Source organism: Niameybacter massiliensis (genome assembly GCF_001282685.1).
GTDB lineage: Bacteria > Bacillota > Clostridia > Lachnospirales > Cellulosilyticaceae > Holtiella > Holtiella tumoricola.
Genome location: NZ_LN875035.1, coordinates 3304246 through 3323953 on the forward strand (window position 1 = coordinate 3304246; position 19708 = coordinate 3323953).

General features: G+C 33.9%; 18 protein-coding genes, 1 riboswitch and 1 other annotated feature. Of the genes, 8 read left to right on the top strand and 10 right to left on the bottom strand.

Features of this window, described 5'->3' with window-relative positions:
- Window positions 1–44: 44 nt before the first annotated feature.
- Together pheS and BN2390_RS20845 are read right to left on the bottom strand one after the other, a co-directional pair.
- On the bottom strand, window positions 45–1064 hold the full coding sequence (gene pheS / locus BN2390_RS20840; RefSeq protein WP_053986206.1) for a phenylalanine--tRNA ligase subunit alpha: 1020 nt from the start codon (window positions 1062–1064) through the stop codon (window positions 45–47).
- 71 nt (window positions 1065–1135) lie between these two features.
- Window positions 1136–1375 (bottom strand) — a binding site (T-box leader).
- Window positions 1376–1389: 14 nt separating this feature from the next.
- Complete coding sequence (locus tag BN2390_RS20845) at window positions 1390–1827, bottom strand: hypothetical protein (protein WP_053986207.1); 438 nt, start codon at window positions 1825–1827, stop codon at window positions 1390–1392.
- 167 nt (window positions 1828–1994) lie between these two features.
- Here BN2390_RS20845 and BN2390_RS20850 point away from each other — a divergent pair, with 167 nt between their 5' ends.
- Window positions 1995–3260: a 6-phosphofructokinase gene (locus BN2390_RS20850; protein ID WP_053986208.1), complete on the top strand. Its 1266-nt coding sequence runs from the start codon at window positions 1995–1997 to the stop codon at window positions 3258–3260.
- A 108-nt stretch (window positions 3261–3368) separates the two neighbouring features.
- Here BN2390_RS20850 and BN2390_RS20855 read toward each other — a convergent pair whose 3' ends face one another.
- The gene (locus BN2390_RS20855) at window positions 3369–4982 is read right to left on the bottom strand and encodes a putative ABC transporter permease subunit (protein ID WP_053986209.1); all 1614 of its coding nucleotides are present in this window, start codon (window positions 4980–4982) and stop codon (window positions 3369–3371) included.
- A complete protein-coding gene (locus tag BN2390_RS20860) occupies window positions 4975–5688 on the bottom strand; it encodes an ABC transporter ATP-binding protein (RefSeq protein ID WP_053986210.1) in 714 nt (237 codons plus the stop codon). Before BN2390_RS20860 ends, BN2390_RS20855 begins: the two co-directional genes overlap by 8 nt.
- 148 nt (window positions 5689–5836) lie before the next feature.
- Between BN2390_RS20860 and BN2390_RS20865 the strand changes: the two genes are divergently transcribed.
- From BN2390_RS20865 to BN2390_RS20890, 6 genes are all read left to right on the top strand, one after another.
- Window positions 5837–6103 carry an autorepressor SdpR family transcription factor gene (locus tag BN2390_RS20865; RefSeq protein WP_053986211.1) on the top strand — a complete coding sequence of 89 codons (267 nt, stop codon included), beginning with the start codon at window positions 5837–5839 and terminating at the stop codon, window positions 6101–6103.
- Window positions 6104–6105: 2 nt separating this feature from the next.
- Window positions 6106–6756, top strand: coding sequence for an SdpI family protein (locus BN2390_RS20870; protein WP_198524961.1), 651 nt, complete (start codon window positions 6106–6108; stop codon window positions 6754–6756).
- A gap of 213 nt (window positions 6757–6969) precedes the next feature.
- Entirely contained in the window at window positions 6970–7983 is a 1014-nt protein-coding gene (gene aroF, locus BN2390_RS20875) for a 3-deoxy-7-phosphoheptulonate synthase (protein WP_053986213.1), read from the top strand.
- Window positions 7984–9084 carry a prephenate dehydrogenase gene (locus BN2390_RS20880; RefSeq protein ID WP_053986214.1) on the top strand — a complete coding sequence of 367 codons (1101 nt, stop codon included), beginning with the start codon at window positions 7984–7986 and terminating at the stop codon, window positions 9082–9084.
- 24 nt (window positions 9085–9108) lie between these two features.
- Window positions 9109–10389, top strand: coding sequence for a 3-phosphoshikimate 1-carboxyvinyltransferase (gene aroA, locus BN2390_RS20885; protein WP_053986215.1), 1281 nt, complete (start codon window positions 9109–9111; stop codon window positions 10387–10389).
- Between the two features lie 119 nt (window positions 10390–10508).
- Window positions 10509–11597 carry a stalk domain-containing protein gene (locus BN2390_RS20890; protein WP_053986216.1) on the top strand — a complete coding sequence of 363 codons (1089 nt, stop codon included), beginning with the start codon at window positions 10509–10511 and terminating at the stop codon, window positions 11595–11597.
- A gap of 42 nt (window positions 11598–11639) precedes the next feature.
- Here the strand turns inward: BN2390_RS20890 and BN2390_RS20895 are convergent, their stop codons facing one another.
- The 5 genes from BN2390_RS20895 to BN2390_RS20915 all read right to left on the bottom strand — a co-directional run bounded on the left by BN2390_RS20895 (window position 11640) and on the right by BN2390_RS20915 (window position 17880).
- Window positions 11640–12284, bottom strand: coding sequence for an SGNH/GDSL hydrolase family protein (locus BN2390_RS20895; RefSeq protein ID WP_053986217.1), 645 nt, complete (start codon window positions 12282–12284; stop codon window positions 11640–11642).
- A 73-nt stretch (window positions 12285–12357) separates the two neighbouring features.
- The gene (gene putP / locus BN2390_RS20900; RefSeq protein ID WP_053986218.1) at window positions 12358–13863 is read right to left on the bottom strand and encodes a sodium/proline symporter PutP; all 1506 of its coding nucleotides are present in this window, start codon (window positions 13861–13863) and stop codon (window positions 12358–12360) included.
- Window positions 13864–14035: 172 nt separating this feature from the next.
- Window positions 14036–14557 (bottom strand): hypothetical protein, encoded by a 522-nt coding sequence (locus BN2390_RS20905; RefSeq protein ID WP_053986219.1) that lies wholly within the window; start codon window positions 14555–14557, stop codon window positions 14036–14038.
- Between the two features lie 224 nt (window positions 14558–14781).
- On the bottom strand, window positions 14782–16332 hold the full coding sequence (gene purH / locus BN2390_RS20910) for a bifunctional phosphoribosylaminoimidazolecarboxamide formyltransferase/IMP cyclohydrolase (RefSeq protein WP_053986220.1): 1551 nt from the start codon (window positions 16330–16332) through the stop codon (window positions 14782–14784).
- Window positions 16333–16416: 84 nt separating this feature from the next.
- Window positions 16417–16497, bottom strand: a riboswitch (ZMP/ZTP riboswitch).
- Window positions 16498–16527: 30 nt separating this feature from the next.
- Window positions 16528–17880: an NCS2 family permease gene (locus BN2390_RS20915; protein ID WP_053986221.1), complete on the bottom strand. Its 1353-nt coding sequence runs from the start codon at window positions 17878–17880 to the stop codon at window positions 16528–16530.
- 332 nt (window positions 17881–18212) lie between these two features.
- Here BN2390_RS20915 and BN2390_RS20920 point away from each other — a divergent pair, with 332 nt between their 5' ends.
- Window positions 18213–18776 (top strand): hypothetical protein, encoded by a 564-nt coding sequence (locus BN2390_RS20920; RefSeq protein ID WP_198524962.1) that lies wholly within the window; start codon window positions 18213–18215, stop codon window positions 18774–18776.
- Window positions 18777–19050: 274 nt separating this feature from the next.
- Here BN2390_RS20920 and phoU read toward each other — a convergent pair whose 3' ends face one another.
- Complete coding sequence (gene phoU / locus BN2390_RS20925) at window positions 19051–19704, bottom strand: phosphate signaling complex protein PhoU (protein WP_053986223.1); 654 nt, start codon at window positions 19702–19704, stop codon at window positions 19051–19053.
- Between the last annotated feature and the right edge of the window lie 4 nt (window positions 19705–19708).

The window sequence follows — 19708 nt, forward strand, 5'->3', positions numbered from 1 at the left end:
GCTCAAACTCTATATAGCCACCGTCTTCCCACATTCTCTCTTCCCTAGAACTGTGATAAGAATCTCACATCATTTTCGTAGAATAATCTTAAATCGTTAATATCGTATTTAAGCATTGTTAAACGTTCCACACCCATACCAAATGCGAATCCTTGGTATTTAGTTGAGTCGATACCAGCCATTTCAAGTACTTTGGGATGTACCATACCACATCCTAAAATTTCAATCCAGCCAGAACCTTTACATACGTTACAGCCTTTACCACCACACATTACACAGCTTACATCTACTTCAGCACTTGGCTCTGTGAATGGGAAGTAGTGAGGTCTAAATTTAACTTGTACTTTATCTCCGAAGAATTTCTTAGCAAACTCAGCAAGTACCCCTTTAAGGTCACCAAATGTAATATTTTCATCGATTACAAGACCTTCAATTTGGTGGAATACTGGTGAATGTGTTGCGTCTGACTCATCAGAACGGTATACACGTCCTGGAGCAATCATACGAATAGGAAGTGCTTGTTCTTCCATTGTGTGTACTTGTACTGGTGATGTAGCTGTACGAAGTACTAAGTTATTTGTAAAGTAGAATGTATCTTGTTCATCACGAGCTGGATGTTCTTCTCCTAAGTTAAGGGCATCAAAGTTGTAGTAAGCTGTTTCAACTTCACGACCATCTACAATTTCATATCCCATTCCCATAAAGATGTTTTCTAATGCTTCAAGTGTTTTATGAAGTGGATGCATATGTCCTTTGTTCATTTTTTTACCTGGCATTGTGATATCAATAACTTCTTCTTTAAGTTTTTGATTTACAGCTTCGCTTTCAAGAGCTACCTTTTTATCAGATAAGGCTGTTTCTAATGCTTCACGCACCTCATTTGCCATTTGACCTACTACTGGTCTTTCTTCTGCTGTTAAATCTTTCATTCCTCTAAGAACAGCTGTAAGCTCACCTTTTTTACCTAAGTATTGTACTCTTAAGTCTTCTAATACTTTAAGATCACTTGCACTTTGTATTGCACTTAATGCAACTTGTTGAATTTGCTCTAATTTTTCTTTCACTTTTCTTACTCCTTTCTGGACTTTAAACTTACTTTTATAATTTTAGAAATAAAAAAAGCTCCATCCCTCCGAAAAGGGACGAAGCTTGACTCCGCGGTACCACCCAAATTTTTATACTAAGTATAAACACTTTAATAGCTATAACGCGCAACCGATACTTCCTACTTCTTTCAATCTAGATGAAAAGGATTCAAAAGTACTGCTCCAATGTGAAATTCACTTTTCTACAGGGCCAAAAGGTGCTTACAGCCGGTGACACCTTCTCTCTTTATGGTTCTAAAAAAGCTACTTTGCATTTTCCTAGCATTTCATACTATTATATCAATTATTGTACTATACATTCATTTCTTGTCAAGTCAAAAAGTTTTTCTTCCATAGTCATACTAATCTCCATTAAAAGGATAAGACTTTCGCCTTCTTCCATGACATTATATCTAGCAAGTGTATGACCATTTTGATAGTAATTCCAAAATTCTACTAATCTCTCATAGTGACAAGCTATGAGCTCATGCCTTTCGTTTATACTATTCATCAGTTCCTCATACTGTTTGTAATTCCCACCCAACCTGTAGTTCATAATAAGTTCACGTTCTCTAAGATGATGAAAGCCTATTATATTTTCTTTAACAAAAGCTAGACAAATAGACCACATTACCTTGTCTACCCTTTGATCTTGTACTAGAGAAACGAGCTCACTTTTCATCTGTCTCAAAATACTCTTAATTGTTAAATGTTCTTTCTGAATAATCTCCATAGTATCCATATTAGCACCTCGTTTTTATAATGTATCAACATTATTGCCAAATTTTTAGGTTTTTTAAACTTAAAGATTGAAACTTGCTTACTCTTGTCAATCTGTCCGCTTTTTAGTATTATGAATAGGTATGCTTAAATGAATGAATGACTGATATTTCTAAGGAGGATCTTTGCATGCTAACTCGCGGAAACTGTATTGTTGGGCAATCCGGAGGCCCTACTGTTGCTATAAATGCTTCTTTAAGTGGCGTTTTACAAGGTATATTAGAATCGGAGAACTATAACTCGGTATATGGGATGGTTAATGGTATTGAAGGCTTACTTCAAGGCAAGTATCTCAATTTATCGGAAACTTTTACGACCCAAGAATCTCTTGATACTCTTTCTATTACGCCTTCTATGTTTTTAGGCTCCTGTCGTTTTAAATTACCTCATTATGAAGTTGCTCCTGAGGTTTATGAAATACTATTTAAGTTCTTTACTACTCACAATATTACAACTGTATTTTACATTGGCGGTAATGACTCTATGGATACCGTTGTTAAACTCTCTTCTTATGCTGAATTAAAAAATTTCCCTATTCGTATCGTTGGTATTCCAAAAACTATTGATAATGACTTACCAATGACTGATCACACACCTGGTTTTGGTAGTGCTGCAAAATTCGTTGCTACTACAATGCTCGAAATTGCACATGATACTTATATTTATAATATTCCATCTGTAACTATTATTGAAATTATGGGCCGTAATGCTGGCTGGTTAACTGCAAGTGCTGCACTGGCTCGTACAACATATTCTTGTGCACCTGACCTTATTTATTTACCTGAAGCAGCTTTTTCTCTTGAACAATTTGTAGAAGATATAAAACGTGTTCAAAAAGAACGCAAAAATATTATTGTAGCTGTATCTGAAGGTATTAAAGATGCAGAAGGTAACTATATTTCAGCAACTGGAACAAGCGTAGATGCCTTTGGTCATAAACAACTTTGTGGTGCTGGGAAAACACTTGAAAATTACTTAAAAGACCAACTTGGTTGTAAAGTACGTTCTGTAGAGCTTAATGTGACACAACGTTGTGCGGCACATGTGGCTTCTAAAACAGATATTGATGAGAGTGTTCTCATTGGTAAAGCTGCTGTACAAGCTGCTATAGATGGACTAACAGCAAGTATGATGTGCTATAACCGTATAAGTGATGCACCATACCAAGTTGAGATTGTTCCTCATGCCATTGAAGATATTGCTAATAAGGAAAGAATTATTCCAAGATCTTGGATTAATGAAGCAGGTAATGATGTAACAGAAGACATGCTTACCTATCTTCGTCCTTTAATCGAAGGCGAAACTTTAGTAGGCTACAAAAATGGTCTTCCTATTTATTGTGATATTACACATCTTCATAATAAACACTTCTTTGAGCATTTAGAAGAAAATTAAGAAGCTATTATAGGATTAATTAATCTATATTAAATAGATAAAAGAGGTATATAATGAGAGATTCTTCCTCTCGTTATATACCTCTTTTCATGTCTTATAGAATATTTTTTATGATAACGCTTTAAAATATGCTACTCCTTTAGTATTCAAATACTTATAACTTCCTAAAGTCAATCCGATTAGCAACACCGTAAGGATGATTAATCTCATATTTTGAGCTATCCCTGGTAGGACCATCACAAGACCAACAGGAATAACTATACTTAACAATCCTATTACCATCGTAAGCATGACTGGTGCGCCTTGTTTAACCACTTGCACTTCACTTGTCCAGTCTAGCTTAGGGTATTTTAAATTCATATTAAGCCCTACCATACCTATCAAAGTAGAGTATATAAGTGGAATGACAAACACTAGTATACTTTGTACAAGATCTAATTGGAATGTAAAAATCATAATAATACCACTTACTAGAATCGCTGGTACTGTTATTGTAAGTTGAATGAGTAACTTACTTATAAATATCTTTTCTATTGGAATAGGTGAAGAATGTAAAATCCATAGGTTCTTTCCTTCTAATGAAATAGCGGAAGCTGTTGTACATGTTAAGACCATAAAGAACGCCGCAACAATAGGTGCAAATTGCCCTACATATATTCCTATATTAGAGACACCCAGTGCGCTTTCAATCTCACTCATATCAAAGAAACATAGACTAATAGCAAATACTAAAAGTAGTACAGACCCTATTGCTGTATTCATTACATATAAACTAGAGCTAAAATATCTTCTTAGTTCCTTCTTATAAAGTGCCATTAAAGGGGATGTACCTTTGAGCTCACCTAATTTATATACTGTATGAGTGCCAGAAGTTGCAAGTCTTGTTTGAATCTGTTTAAAGTATCTTCCCAATATGACTATGAATATACCAAAACTTAATAATGAGATAACTATAAATACTAGCAAACCTCCTATTTGATTACTACAAACACCATTGCCATACATGAGTGCAAATGGATAGACTTTCTGTATAAATCCTTCTAACATTTGCCCCACTACATCCATATTTTCTAATGCACTTTCAGTTGCTTGCCCTATTGTTCCTGTACTTGCAAATATTGCGACCACTACTGCCATTGATAAGACTATGCTAATAATGTTGGTATGCTTAGATTTTGAAGCAATTACAGTAATAATTGTTCCAATAATAGCACCTAATATAATTGGAATAAAAGGTACACATAAAAGTCCTATAATGTATTTAATCCAAAAACCTATACTCGCCTGTACCATTATGCTATAGAGTACACCTGCTGGTATCATAATAATCGCTAAGAATAAGAAATTCATACTATATAGCCAAATGATACGACTAGCGATAATATAAGATGTCTTAATAGGTAAACTCATTAATAGATCATAATCTTTAAAACTAAATAGTACACCATTTACCTTATAAATTGTTGTAAGAAACAAAATCATACTGGTAAGGGTCATAACAAGTGGCAAATATAAGGATTCCATATTCCACTCTAATAAATTGAATAAGAGAATACCGTTATATGTAGCCGACATAAGAACAAACATCATGCCTATTAATAAAAATAAAAAGCTCATACCTAAAACTTTTGTTTTCTTCTTAGGATCATTCTCATGAAGCATTTTATTAATATTACCTGTAGCCATTAATTGGATTTTAAATAGATACCATACCTTATTCATGACGTGTCAACTCCATAAATAAATCTTCTAAGCTCTGATTACCTTTAACATCTTCTGTTTTGCCTGTAACAACTAATCTCCCTTTTTGAATAATTGCTAACTTATTACATAACTTTTCTGCTACTTCTAATACATGGGTAGAGAAAAATATAGCACCGCCTTCAGCACACACCTCTTGCATAATTTGTTTTAACGTATGAGCTGCTTTAGGATCAAGTCCTACAAAAGGTTCATCTAATATAAGTAATTTAGGTTTATGCACTAAGGCTGCAATAATGGCTAATTTTTGCTTCATCCCATGTGAATAGGAGGAAATTAAGTCTCCTAAGCTACTTGTTAGCTCAAATTGGTCAGCGTATTTTTTAATACGTGACTCTCTTTCTTCTTTTGCTACGCCATATATATCTGCAATAAAACTTAAGTATTGTATGCCTGTCAAATGCTCATATAAATCCGGATTATCAGGTATATAAGCAATCTTAGATTTGCATTCAAGAGGATTTTTGAGGATAGATGTTCCGTCTATCTCTATTTCTCCTTCTTCAAAATCAAGTATCCCAACGACTGCCTTTAAAGTTGTTGTTTTCCCTGCTCCATTGTGACCTATAAAGCCATATAAATCTCCCTTATCTATATGAAGGTTCAAATCATCTACTGCCTTTTTTCCACCTTTATATATTTTTGAAAAATGTCTAATACTAAGCATAGTATTCACTTCCCTTTCCTTTTACGGCTTGCATTTTTAAATAAAAAGGTATATCATTTAATTAGATATTTAGATATTTATCTAATTACCTAACATTATAATACGATTTATCTTAAAGTCAACTATTTTAGAGAAAGAGGTACTACCTATGAATGATCTTTTTAAAGCTTTATCAGACCCTTCTAGACGAAGGATTATTCAGCTTCTCAAAAATGGTGATCTCTCTGCTGGCGAAATTGCAGAACACTTTGATATGGCAAAACCATCCATTAGTCACCATTTGAACTTACTTAAACAAGCAAATCTCGTTACATCTGAAAAACAAGGTCAAAGTGTTATTTATTCTTTAAATACAACAACACTCCAAGATGCCCTTACATTCTTTTTTGATTTAATGAATAAGGAGGATAAATGATTATGAAAACCAAAAATCCTATGATTATAAGCATCGCTATTATAACTATCATTTCTTTCATTGCTACTGTATGTCTATACAATCAATTACCAGCTCAAATACCTATTCATTTTAATAGTGCAGGTGAAATTGATAACTATGGTCCTCGTAGTTTTGCTTTTTTTACAGCTATTTTACCACTCCTAATGTTAGCTTTTCTAAAAGTGGTTCCTAAGATAGATCCAAAAGGAGATGCTTATTTAAAACATGGTAAAGCTTATAATATCTTTATTTTATTTATTCTTCTCCTACTCATTATTATTCACTGGGTAACTATGGGGATCGCTCTTGGCTTAACCCTTTCTGTTAATAAAATTGTACCACCTCTTACTGGTATTCTTTTTATTGTTATAGGAAACTACATGCCACAAATTAAACAAAACTATACACTAGGTATTAAGGTACCTTGGACTTATAATGATGAAGCTAACTGGCGTGCTACACATCGTGTTGGTGGATACTGTTTTGTCTTTGCAGGTATCTGCTTTATCATAACCGGATTTGTACCTACTCAATTTGTTACCATCATGACCATTATCTCTTTTGTACTGTTATTTTTCCCTATACTTTATTCTTATTTATTCTTTAGAAAAAACAAGTCTAAAAAGAATTAATATGCAAGTTTATTCATTACAACTTGCCAATTATCAATAATTAATATGATATATTTTTAAAAAGCTTGCATAAAAAGTCACTTTTCGTTAAAAGTCTTTGATTGCAAGCTTTTTCCCTGCTTTGCAATTCTCCGACCGTTGACATTCAAGATTTTAGCATTGTACAATAGATCTATAAAAGGTAAAATAGGGTTATAAAAGGAGGTTTGTACTATGATTATTGTTATGAAACATACTGCAACATCAGATGAGATTAATACAGCCGTTAAGCAAATAGAAAACGCTGGCCTTTCAGCACATATTTCTCAAGGTGCTGTTGTAACGATTATTGGTGTTGTTGGAGATAAATCTTTATTAAGTAGTGACTGCCTTTGTTCATTGAATGGAGTAGATAAAATCGTGCCTGTAACTGAGACTTATAAATTAGCTAATCTTAAATTTCATCCGGAACCAACAAAAGTCAAACTTGGCAACTGTGAGGTTGGTGGTAAACAACTTATCATTATGGCTGGCCCATGTGCCATTGAAAGCCGTGATCAACTTCTTGAATCTGCAGATGCAGTAAAAATGGGTGGTGCAACTGTACTACGCGGTGGTGCTTATAAACCACGTACATCACCTTATTCTTTCCAAGGTCTTGAAGAAGAAGGCCTTAAATATATGCAAGAAGCAAGGGAAAAAACTGGACTTTCTATTGTTTGTGAAGTAACAAGCATTAGTGCAGTAGAAACTGCTTCTAAATATGTAGACATTCTTCAAATAGGTGCTCGTAATATGCAAAACTTCGAGCTCTTAAAGGCTGCAGGTAAAACAAATATTCCTGTACTTTTAAAACGTGGTCTTTCTGCTACTATTGATGAATGGCTTAATGCTGCTGAATACATTATGAGCGAAGGAAATCAAAATGTTATTCTTTGTGAACGTGGTATTCGTACATTTGAAACAGCAACGCGTAATACACTAGATATTAGTGCTATTCCTGTTATCAAATCAAAAAGTCACTTACCAATCATTGTGGATCCAAGCCATGCTTGTGGTAAGCGTCCATATATTCCAAGTCTAGCAAAAGCTGCTATTGCTGCTGGTGCTGACGGACTTATGATAGAAGTTCACCCTAATCCAAAAATTGCTTTGTCCGATGGTCCTCAATCTCTTGATCCCCAAGACTTCAAAGTGCTTATGGATGAACTTCGCCCAATAGCTGAGGCAATGGGTAGAACGATCTAAATGCGTATTGGTATCATCGGTCTTGGTCTTATCGGGGGATCAATTGCCAAGACACTCAAAAAAGTTCATGCACAAAATAGTTATATTATTGGCTATGATACCGATTCTCTTTCTTGTGCTAAAGCTCTAGATGAGGGTGCTATTGACCATATTGCAGTAGAAATAGGTGAAGATTTCGTAGATTGTAATGTTATCTTTCTTTGTACGCCTGTTTCTGCTATTGATAAGGTAGCAGCTAAGCTACTACCTTATGTTTCTAAAGACTGTATTTTAACTGATATAGGAAGTACAAAACATGATACTGTAGAAAAAATAGGACGTCTTATTTCACATAGTCCTAAAAAGTGCTATTTCATAGGAGGACATCCTATGACTGGTTCTGAGCAATCAGGCTATGAAGCTTCTACTAGCTATCTTTTTGAAAATGCTTACTATATTTTAACACCATTAAAGGGGACACCTGACTTTATTCTATTCATTATGCAAAAAATGATAGAACGTCTTGGTGCTATTGCTATTACTCTAGAACCAGATTATCATGACTTTGCTACTGCTGCTGTTAGTCACTTGCCACATATTATTGCAAGTAGTTTGGTCCATCTTGTAAAAAATAATGATGGAGATGAGCATCTCTTACACACATTAGCTGCTGGAGGATTTAAAGATATTACACGTATAGCCTCCTCTAATCCGGCTATCTGGCAAGATATCTGTCTCTCTAATAAAACAAATATTCAAACTTGCCTTAAGAAATTTATAGACTCTTTAAGTGAGTTTTCAAATATACTTGATATGGAAGAAGCTGATAATCTTTATGACTTCTTTAATGAAGCTAGAAATTATCGTGACTCCTTCCAAGATGGTATTAAACCTGACATTGCTAAAGTATATACAATCTTTGTAGATGCAGAAGATGAACCTGGTATTATTGCATGCATTGCAACACTCCTTAGTTCTCACAGTATTAATATTAAAGATATTGGCATTGTTAACCACAGAGAATTTTCAAGCGGCGTACTCCGTATTGCTTTTGGTCACAAGCATGATATGCAAAAAGCACATCAATTACTTACTAAGCACAACTATACGGTCTATTGCTAATATTTGAATTAAAGGAGTTTTGTTATGATTATACAACCTGCATCATCTCTTAAGGGGACTTTATCTATTCCTGGAGATAAATCTATCTCTCATCGCAGTATTATGTTTGGAAGTATTGCGGAAGGGGAAACACGTATTTACAACTTTCTAATGGGCGATGACTGTTTATCTACTATTCGTTGTTTTCGTCAATTAGGTATTCATATTGAAATGTGTCCAGACTCTATCTTAGTTCAAGGAAAAGGCCTCCATGGCCTAAGTAAGTCTGATACTATATTAGATTGTGGTAATAGCGGAACAACCACTAGATTAATCTCTGGTATTCTTGCTGGACAATCTTTTACTTCTACTTTAACTGGAGATGCTTCTATTCAAAAGCGTCCTATGAATCGTATTATGGTTCCACTTAAAGCTATGAACGCTCATATTGAAGGTAAAGATGATAGCTACTGTCCACTAACTATTACACCAAGTACATTAACTGGTATCAACTATGCTTCACCTGTTGCTAGTGCCCAAGTTAAATCTTGTATTCTTCTAGCAGGTTTATACGCAGATAGCCCTGTTACTGTATCTGAGCCTAGTATTTCTAGAGATCACACTGAACGTATGCTTAAAGCCTTCGGAGCTAAGATTGAGACAGAAGGTAAATGTGTAACTGTTCATCCTAATAGTCATTTAACAGGTCGTGAAGTTATTGTACCTGGTGATATTTCTTCTGCTGCTTTCTTTATGGTAGCTGGATTAATCGTTCCAAACAGCAAGCTCACCCTCAAAAATGTAGGCATTAATCCTACACGTCGCGGACTCTTAGACGCATTATTAGAAATGGGTGGACGTATTACTTGCCTAAATGAACGTGAACTCTGTGGTGAACCTGTATGTGATATGATTGTAGAATCATCTCATTTAAAAGGTATTACAATCAGTGGTGATATTATCCCAACCATGATTGATGAAATTCCTGCTTTTGCTGTAGCTGCTCTCTTTGCAGAAGGTACTACAACAGTTAAAGATGCAAAAGAACTACGTGTTAAGGAATCTAATCGTATTGATACAATGACTAATGAGCTCACTAAAATGGGAGCACATATTACGCCTCAAGAAGATGGGCTCATCATAGAAGGTGGCTATCCTCTTCAAGGTGCTAAGCTTGAAAGCTATGATGATCATCGTATTGCTATGAGCTTAGCCGTTGCTTCACTGATGGCTTCTTCTCCTTCTGAGATAGAAAATAGTGAATGTGTACGTATTTCTTATCCTCATTTCTTTGAGCATTTAAAAGAGGTTAGTATGTATGATTAATCATACATACTAACCTCTTTTCATTTGTACATATTAATTGGAACTGTAATATTTGCAATACTTTATATACATTTGCGTAATACTTTAGTTATATGGTATAATTTACCTGGAGGTGTATTATGAAAAATTATATAAAACTTATTTGCATCCTTTGTCTCTTACTCATGACACCAGTATATGCTAATACACAATATACTTTAAAAGTGAACGATATCTCTTATCAATTAAGTACACCACTGATTGAGAGGAATGATACGCTCTATATGGACTTAAATGAACTTGCAAATATTTTATTTACTCATGTAACTGTAGATGAGGAAACATACGTTTTAAACTTTCAAGATAAAACTTATGAATTAAAGGCTAATGTGAAAACTGTTTCAAAAGGTATAGAAAAGTACATATTATCGACTCCACCAGTAGCAATAGATAATAAAGTCTATGTTCCTATTGAGTTATTCGAGATAATCCTTGGTAAAGATAATCTAGATATAGCACAAGGCAACATACAAATTACTTGCCCTACTCTATTTTCACGTAACTCTGATTCACCTGAAGAACATACTTATATTCTATCCCCTTATAACTTAAACAATTTACCTAAACATATTATGGCCCTCAGTACAGAAGATACGATTACCAATGCTATTAATACTGCTATTACCAATAAGGACTACATCAGTTTCTTAGATAATTCTAATCAAACTAAAGTAACTGACTATCTAAGATCTCGTCTAACTTTTTCTCCTTATAATAATATCCAAGTATCTTACCGTATCATTAATACACATACGTACCCAAATCAAATTACAGATACTGTAACGCTTCCTCTAAAAATTGATTTCTACGGAAGTACAATCCGCCTTAAACTTGGTGAGGATCAATGGACTTATCCGACGATTTGGTCTACTTATTATCCTAAACGTTCTCTAACTGATATGGACTTACAAAAATCTGTAGATACAACTATTATGCGTGCTCTTTATGAATACTATCGTAATAAGCATGATTTAAGAGATGATAAATACTTTAGTCCTTTCACTATTAGCTCTTCAAATAGGACTAATGAAATGCTTCATGATGCTTATAGTATTTCATATAGAAATGATGATACTTTAAAAGAATATGAAACCTCTTATACTATTAGTATCCAACGTATCCATCAATCAGGCAAACTACATTTTGTTATTGATATCATTAGTAAATAAAGCAAACAGGGAACAAAACATTATGTTTTGTTCCCTGTTTGCTTATGAGATAAAACGATCCTTTAATACCCCTTGATAATTAATAAGTCTTGTAAGTTCAATAAATACTATATCGTATAAAAGGTCTACACCTTTTTCATTTAATGCGGTACCTTCTTCATTTATAAATTGCTCCTCATACTGAGGCTGCTTTCTCATAATACTGAATAAATCTATAATAGGACAGTCGTGCTTAGCACTGACTGTTTTCGCTCTATATGTATATTGGCTAATTCTACTATTACTACATCCCCTATCCTCTTTGCTCTCTTTCATTGGGATAGGTGTAATAAGTATAGGAATAGGCATACATCCATTTAATCCTGTTCTATTATTAGAAGACTTAATCTCATTTATTAAGTTATCTAATTCATTTTCATATGTATCAAGTGAAACAAATGTTGCATTGTTGGTGTTAAGCTCTTCTAAACTTAATTCAACAAAGACTATATTAGGATTATAAACGAGAACTTTAGATTTTAAGTTTTCATTATACTTCTTGCTCGTACCTTCTTTTAGCCTAACATCTAGAAACTGCCAAGATATATTAGGGTAATACAAAGGTAAATACTTCTCTAATCTATCCATATAATGTTCCATTAACTTAGTTTGTGTTTTCCCATATCCTACTATAGTGGTTTTAATCATCTGCAACTCCTCCACATCTGAACTTGACTTCCATTGTATATTATATATTCTTTTTAGACGATATACAATATTCTTACAGATTAAGTTGATTCATTTTAGCTTCAATCTTAGCAGATTCTTTAACAGACACCTTACTTACTACATAGCAACAAAGACATGCAAAAATAAATCCTGGTAGAATTTCGTAGATATAAAAGATCCAAATACCCGGGAATGTAGCTTTAAGCATTGGCCATATAAGAGCTACTAATCCTCCTACTATCATTCCTGCTATAGCTCCTTGTTTGGTCATACGCTTCCAAAATAGAGAAATAAGAATAACAGGTCCAAAACTTGCTCCAAATCCTGCCCAAGCCCAAGATACTAATCCTAATACTGAACTATTAGGATTTAATGCTATATATCCTGCAATCAGTGCAACAGCCATAACAGTTATTCTTCCTACCCACACTAATTCTTTATCTTTAGCTGTTGGTCTAATAATACCTCTATAAAAATCTTCTGATACTGCTGATGCTGTTACAAGAAGCTGTGAATCTGCTGTACTCATAATTGCTGCTAGAATAGCAGAAAGTAAAATGCCAGATAGAATAAGAGGAGAATACTTCCCTACTAATAAAATAAAGATATTTTCTGATTCTACTTGGCTTAACCCTGTAAATGCTACATGCCCAATAAGTCCAACAATGGTAGCCATAATGAGCGAAATAATAACCCATCCTGTAGCAATACGCCTTGACCTTGTAATCTCTTCAGGATCTTTGATTGCCATAAAACGTGTTAAAATATGTGGCTGTCCAAAATATCCTAGTCCCCAAGCTAATGAAGATAAAATGCCAACGATCATCATTAAAGTATTTTGTGGCGCACCTGTTGGCACAAGGGCCTCCATTAAAAATGGATTCAGTAAAACAGGCTCTATAGTATTTACAATCGTTCCTATTCCACCCACACTAAAGATAACAATAGAAGGCAAAATAACTAATGTAGCAAACATCAAAATACCTTGAATAAGATCTGTCCAACATACTGCCATAAATCCGCCCATAAACGTATAGCTTACAACTACAATAACGCCTATTATAACTGCAACCTTATAGTCAATTCCAAATACAGTTCCAAATAATTTACCACTAGCAACAAAAGCTGAGGCTGTATAAATTAAAAAGAAAATAAGAATAAATAGTGATGATGCTACTCTTAAAATTTTACTAGTATCTTCAAAACGATTTTCTAAATAAGAGGATATTGTAATAGAATCATCTAACTTTTCTGTTGCTACTCTTAATCTCTTTGCAACAATACGCCAATTTAGATATGTACCTATAGCTAAGCCTATGGCCATCCAAATAGATCCTGAAAGCCCTGTTAAATATGCTGCTCCTGGTAGGCCCATTAATAGCCATCCACTCATATCAGAAGCCTGCGCACTCATAGAAACTACCCATTTACCAAGCTGTCTTCCTCCTAATACATAGTCTGATAAATTATGAGTCTTTCTGTAAAAAAATGCTCCAATCCCCAACATCATTGCTAAATATAAAACGAATGTTATCAATATAACTATTTCTCTATTCATTTTATTCCCCCTTATATATAAATTTTCTTATGTATTATTATACATTTAACTCTGTATCATTTCAACGTGTTAAAGTATATTTTTAGAATTTTTTATACTAATTTTACATAAAAAATAGGTAATAAAAGGCCCCTCCCTTTTATTACCTAAAGTTTTTTATATTATCTTGTAATTATTTATCTAATAGCATCTTATTTACGTTTTGTACAATATATTCTCTATCTGTAATTACATCATAAAAACCTTTTCCACAATAGAGACGCTGTATGTCTACTGTACGCATATCACTTAACTGTAGCCTTGTTAGCATTCCGTTCTTAAAGTTATTTACTGCTATATCCAATTGAAACTCTGGATCTGGTGGTAATGAATCAGCTTTTACAGATGTTGTTGGAATAACAACAAACTTGCTTTTAAAGTATTTAAATACATAGCACCAATGTCCCCCATAGAGTTCTTTTGGAAATCCCCTGGTTAAATTAAAATAAGCAATTTGATGTACTTTAGGTATATGCTTAGGTCGATAAAATGTAGTTGATGGATCACCTGTTTGCTTAGGTGTTAATTCATCATAGAAATAAGATAATTGTCCTACATGATACTCTAGATCTGTTACAAACCCTTCTACATCTGTATAATTCTTTAGTTCTTTGAGTGCATTTGATATCCCATGCATTCTAGCATCAATATCCATGGTTTCCCCCCTTACAAAATCTCCAATACCTTATTATTTTACCACGGTTCAATTAAAAATTAAAGTTAATTTTTGATTTATTTCTATATTTTTCCATTTAATCTTATATCTCTCTATCTTAAGAATTTTACTTCCAAAATTCTTCGCATTTGGACAGTTGTTTATTTAAACAAACAAGAAATAGGGCACTAAATTACTTAGCACCCTATCTTGAATCTTTATGTTTAGTGTTTAAAATGTCTCATACCTGTAAAGACCATTGCAATTCCAGCTTCGTTACATGCTTTAATAGAATCTTCATCACGAATAGAACCACCTGGTTGAATAATTGCTGTAATACCTGCAGCAGCTGCTGCCTTTACACAATCATCAAATGGGAAGAATGCATCTGATGCTAAAACGCTACCTTTTACACCTTCTTCTCCTAAGAATTCCATACCATGATCGATAGCTTGTGTCGTTGCCCAAATACGGTTTGTTTGACCGCCACCCATTCCAACTGACATGCCATCTTTTGCAAGTGCAATACCATTAGATTTTACATGTTTTACAAGCTTCCATGCAAAGTGTAAATCTTCCATCTCTTTTTCAGAAGGTGTACGCTCTGTTACTATTTTAAGCTCTTCTTCTATTAAAAGTTCTAAGTCTTTTTGTTGAACAATTAATCCACCATCTACTTTTTTCATTGTTAATGCATGTGGATCAGAGTATGTAATATTTTCAAGTTTTAATACACGTAAGTTTTTCTTAAGTTTAAATACTTCAAGTGCCTCTTCTTCGTAACCTGGCGCAATAACAATTTCAAAGAAGATTTTACACATTTCTTCTGCTGTTGCTTTATCAATTATTTGGTTTGTTACAATAATACCACCAAAGATAGAAACAGGATCTGCTGTATAAGCTTTTTGGTAGGCTTCAAGTACATTGTTTCCTACACCAACACCGCATGGATTAGCATGTTTAACTGCTACTACAGCTGGTTCACTAAATTCACGAAGTAGTTCAAGTGCACCATTTGCATCATTAATATTGTTATATGAAAGTTCTTTACCATTTAATTGTACTGCATCAGCAAGTGTTCCTTTTGTTTTTCCAACTTCTTTATAGAACGCTGCACCTTGATGAGGATTTTCTCCGTAGCGCATATCTTGAACTTTTTCAAATGTCATTGTAAATGTATTTGGTAAACTATAATCACCACGTTGTTCTCTTAAGTAGTTAGCAATCATTGTATCGTAGTTTGCTGTGTGTTCAAATACTTTAGTTGCAAGATAGAAGTTTGTATCTACACTTACTTTGTTATTTGCTCTTAATTCCTCTAATACAACAGCGTAATCAGTAGGGTCTACTACTACTGTTACATCATGATTATTTTTTGCTGCTGAACGAAGCATAGTTGGACCACCAATATCAATGTTTTCTATTGCTTCTTCTAATTTAACGCCTTCTTTAAGGATTGTTTGTTTGAAAGGATAAAGGTTAACTACTACAAGATCAATATTTGAAAGGCCTAATTCTTGCATTTGTTTTTGATGTTCTTCGTTATCACGAATATTAAGAAGTCCAGCATGAATAGCAGGATGAAGTGTTTTAACACGACCATCTAAACATTCTGGAAAACCTGTTACATCAGAAATACCAATTACTTCTACGCCTGCGTTTTGTAAAACATTAAAAGTTCCACCTGTTGAAATAATCTCTACGCCTAAACTTACAAGCTCTTTAGCAAATTCTACGATTCCTGTTTTGTCTGATACACTAATTAATGCTCTCATGACTCTCTCCTTTTAATTGTAAATATATTTTTATTGTGTAATTTTAAAGCAATAAAAAGACCGTCTGGACGCTACTTATATACTATGTAGTGCCCAGACGGTCGACTTTCCATTTCTATACTCCCCGCAGTTCATTCTGCTAATCCGTCAGTCATATAGAAACTTTATTTAATTTTAAATTCTACTAGTTAGCTATTAGATAATAAGTTTGATTACAAATAAAGCTGCCATAATGTACATAACAATACTTACATCTTTTGCTTTACCTGAGAATACTTTTACTAATACATATGAGATACCACCAAATACGATACCTTCTGAAATACTATAAGCAAGAGGCATCATGATAAGTGTTAAGAATGCTGGAAGAGCTTCTGTAATATCACTGAAGTCTACTTTTGTAATACTTTCAAGCATTAAAACACCTACTACGATAAGTGCTGGTGCTGTTGCAAAAGAAGGAATAGCAATGAAGATTGGTGCTGCGAATAATGCTAATGCAAAACAAGCTGCTGTTGAAAGTCCTGTAAGACCTGTACGTCCACCTGCAATAACCCCTGCACTACTTTCAACGAATGTTGTTACTGTTGAAGTACCAAGAAGAGCTCCTGCTGTTGTACCAACTGCATCTGCAAATAATGCTTGTTTTACACGTGGTAATTCACCTTTTTCATCTAAGTAATCAGCTTTTGCTGCTACTCCGATAAGTGTACCTAATGTATCAAATAAATCTACGAATAAGAATGAGAATACTACTACTACGAAAGTTAAAATACTATCTATACTACCAAATACTTCACTCATAGGTGGGAATTTGAAAGCTACTTCACTAAGTCCACCGAATAACCCTTGGCCTGATGCAAAGTTAGGAATAAGTGAGTAAACACCTGCTTCAACGTCTACTACGTACCAACCAATAAGTTCTGCTCCAATTCCAAGTAAGTAAGTTGCTACGATACCAATAAGTACTGCTCCTGGTACGTTACGCTTCATTAATACTACGATTAATACTACACCAAACATACAAAGTACTGTTTGTGGTGTTGTCATGTTACCAAGTGCTAAGAATGTTGCACTATCTGCTACGATAACGCCTGCACCTTTAAGACCAATGAAAGCAATAAATAAACCAATACCTGCACTAACTGCATACTTCATACATTTTGGAATTGCATTGAAAAGTGCTTCACGAACATTAAATGCTGTTAAGATAAGGAAGATAATCCCTTCTACGAATACTGCAAATAATGCAAATTGCCAACTATGCCCCATACCTAATACTACTGTAAATGCGAAGAATGCATTAAGTCCCATACCTGGTGCAAGTGCAAATGGATAGTTTGCTACAAGTGCCATAACAGCTGTCCCTATAACTGATGCAAGAACTGTTGCTACGAATACCCCATGTTTATCCATACCTGCTGCACTTAAAATGTCTGGGTTAACTGCTAATATGTAAGCCATTGTCATGAAAGTTGTAATACCAGCTAAAATCTCTGTCTTTACTGTGGTCTTGTTCTCTTGAAGTTTGAAAAATTTCTCCACAATAACTACCCCCTTTAAATGTTTATAATTAATATTTATGTACGACCTATTAGACTTTATGTCTCATAGTGTTATATTACATGAGAAATTTGGTTAGGTCAATAGTTTTTTCGAACATTTTATTTTTTATAAACCCTAACGTTCGATTTAATTCATTCTCTATATTTCACCTAACTCTATTAAATTTATTTAATTATTTTATAAATAATACAAGCATATATTTGTCCCTATTTCATATATATGTAATAGGACATTTCATATTTCAAAGGAGGGTAACAATGTCTGGTCCAAAATTTATGGTCTTTAAACTCAAAGATCTACGTATCCCTTTTATTATGTTAGTTGTCGCTGTCGTTGCTTTTTCTTTCTTTATGTTGAAAGGTAGTAACGATGCTACACCAACCTTTGCACCCGATAACAGCTATGAGGATGGTATGTACATAGCAAACATTGCTTTCACAGACGCAGATATGGATTTAGTAGTAGAAATCAAAGACAAACAAATCGCTTCTATTGCTTTAGAAGGATTTGACGAATCAGAAAGAATGCTTTATTCAGATTTAAATGATAGCATTTCTTTTGTCAATGATTATATTACTTCTACTCAATCTGTTGAACTTCCTGATGCAAGTAATGTCACTGCATCTACAAGCATTCTAATGGATGCTGTAAAGATCGCTCTTTCTGAAAAGAATGACGCAGTCCTTACAACTACTTACGAAGTCCCACTTCTTGAAGCCATCACTGAAGAAGTTCCTGAAGAAATGGCTGAAGACAAATCAGACGATGCATTAGCTGAAGATGTTTTATCTGAAACTGTTATCTCTGATGATATGGGCGAAGTTCAAGACGCTGCTCCTAGCGATGCAGATTCTATGGACGATAGTATTGAAGATTAATATGTAATAAAGCTCCTTGAGTGCATTCTCAAGGAGCTTTATTATTTTCTTTATAGATGAAATCTAATAAAATAACATAAATAAAAACTTTACCTACTTAATTTCAGATATATATTAACCCTATTAGATTTATATCTATTGTCTCTCCTACTTCTTCACCTTGTATCTTACTGTATTAAATTAACTTTTCTCTAGCATAGCATATTTGTTATCCACTATATACAAAAATAGAAAAGAGTACCGCTTTATGCGATACCCTTTCTGCTTTGTTTTATTATAATTCACCTGTTAGGTTGTAAATTAACCATTCAGCAATGTTTGTAATATGATCTGCAATACGTTCTAAGTATTTAACAATCATAATATAGGCTGCACCACTTGGTACAAAATCACTGTTTTTACTCATTTCAATTGTAATCTCTTTGAAGATTTTAGTGAACTCTTCATCGATTTTATCATCGTACTGACAAATCTCTTTGAGTTTATCTAAATCTTTTTGCATGAAATTATCTAAAGTTCTACTGAGCATCTCTCTTACATGTGTTGCCATTTTCTCAATATGACGTTTATAAGCGATTTCTTTAGTCCATACGCCATCTTCTAGTGTTAAGCTATAAGTACAAATATCTTCGCAGTGATCTCCAATACGTTCCATATCTGTTACACTTTTAAGCATAGACATAATAAGTCTTAAGTCTCTAGCAATAGGTTGTTGATGTGTAATGAGACTTACACATTTTTTCTCGATTTCTACTTCCATCTCATCGATAAGGTCATCGCTTTTAATAACTTGTTTTGCTAATTCTTTATTTTGCTCGGTTACTGCTTCTATGGTATTAGCAACAAGTGTCTCAACTTGATTACCCATCTTAATCATTTCTAATCTAAGATCTTCTAATTCTTTTTCAAATACTCTTCTTGGTGACATATTC

Coding starts and splice junctions, on each gene's coding strand:
- BN2390_RS20860 (WP_053986210.1), bottom strand. CDS start 5,688: ATGCTTAGTATTAGACATTTTTCAAAAATATATAAAGGTGGAAAAAAG.
- BN2390_RS20920 (WP_198524962.1), top strand. CDS start 18,213: ATGTTAGTTGTCGCTGTCGTTGCTTTTTCTTTCTTTATGTTGAAAGGT.
- BN2390_RS20855 (WP_053986209.1), bottom strand. CDS start 4,982: ATGAATAAGGTATGGTATCTATTTAAAATCCAATTAATGGCTACAGGT.
- BN2390_RS20870 (WP_198524961.1), top strand. CDS start 6,106: ATGAAAACCAAAAATCCTATGATTATAAGCATCGCTATTATAACTATC.
- putP (WP_053986218.1), bottom strand. CDS start 13,863: ATGAATAGAGAAATAGTTATATTGATAACATTCGTTTTATATTTAGCA.
- BN2390_RS20895 (WP_053986217.1), bottom strand. CDS start 12,284: ATGATTAAAACCACTATAGTAGGATATGGGAAAACACAAACTAAGTTA.
- BN2390_RS20890 (WP_053986216.1), top strand. CDS start 10,509: ATGAAAAATTATATAAAACTTATTTGCATCCTTTGTCTCTTACTCATG.
- aroF (WP_053986213.1), top strand. CDS start 6,970: ATGATTATTGTTATGAAACATACTGCAACATCAGATGAGATTAATACA.
- BN2390_RS20845 (WP_053986207.1), bottom strand. CDS start 1,827: ATGGATACTATGGAGATTATTCAGAAAGAACATTTAACAATTAAGAGT.
- phoU (WP_053986223.1), bottom strand. CDS start 19,704: ATGTCACCAAGAAGAGTATTTGAAAAAGAATTAGAAGATCTTAGATTA.
- BN2390_RS20865 (WP_053986211.1), top strand. CDS start 5,837: ATGAATGATCTTTTTAAAGCTTTATCAGACCCTTCTAGACGAAGGATT.
- BN2390_RS20850 (WP_053986208.1), top strand. CDS start 1,995: ATGCTAACTCGCGGAAACTGTATTGTTGGGCAATCCGGAGGCCCTACT.
- aroA (WP_053986215.1), top strand. CDS start 9,109: ATGATTATACAACCTGCATCATCTCTTAAGGGGACTTTATCTATTCCT.
- BN2390_RS20880 (WP_053986214.1), top strand. CDS start 7,984: ATGCGTATTGGTATCATCGGTCTTGGTCTTATCGGGGGATCAATTGCC.
- purH (WP_053986220.1), bottom strand. CDS start 16,332: ATGAGAGCATTAATTAGTGTATCAGACAAAACAGGAATCGTAGAATTT.
- BN2390_RS20905 (WP_053986219.1), bottom strand. CDS start 14,557: ATGGATATTGATGCTAGAATGCATGGGATATCAAATGCACTCAAAGAA.